We start from the raw sequence: 528 nt of genomic DNA, 5'->3' as shown, positions 1-528 counted from the left end.
CTATGATACCAAACAGGGATACCAACAGGTACCAAGGAGTGATCCACGATGCGAAAGCAGTAGTGGACCCAGCACTATCAAAAGGGATACACAAAGTCCTAGAAAGTTGACCATAAAATCCAATGATGAACATACAAGGGTTATTAGAACCAGATCCGATGAAGATGATGATACCCTTTTAACAGCAAAAGAAGAAGAATATAGATCTTTTGCCAAAATTGTTTATGAATTACAAGAAAATGACTCCTATTTCATATCTTCAGGAGATCATGTTTATCCAAGGTTACTAATTACCAATGATGCAGACCCTGTCATGGTCAAAATGACAGCAGACTATGGATTTTTAGATCTTATCTATCCCGGAAAAGATCTAAAAGAAATTGAAAGATTCGATGAAATTTTTAAATCTGAAGTATCCAAATTTGCCAAATGAAGGTCCATATACATAAAATTTTATTCAATCAGTCCAGAAATTGATGGAATGATATTTTATCCTGCTGAACATATCATAACAATCGGATATGTTAG

The 528-nt window shown here is 34.5% G+C and carries 1 protein-coding gene; it reads left to right on the top strand.

Translation table 11 applies throughout. From position 1 onward, the window contains the following. Window positions 1–433: hypothetical protein (locus GOQ16_RS18485; RefSeq protein WP_204987519.1), on the top strand; the 433-nt coding region annotated here is incomplete at its 5' end. Window positions 434–528: the final 95 nt, after the last annotated feature.

It is taken from the genome of Sphingobacterium bovisgrunnientis (genome assembly GCF_009829085.1).
Taxonomy (GTDB): Bacteria; Bacteroidota; Bacteroidia; order Sphingobacteriales; family Sphingobacteriaceae; genus Sphingobacterium; species Sphingobacterium bovisgrunnientis.
The sequence above is the reverse complement of the archived record's forward strand: the minus strand, read 5'-3'. Positions and strand labels throughout refer to the sequence as shown.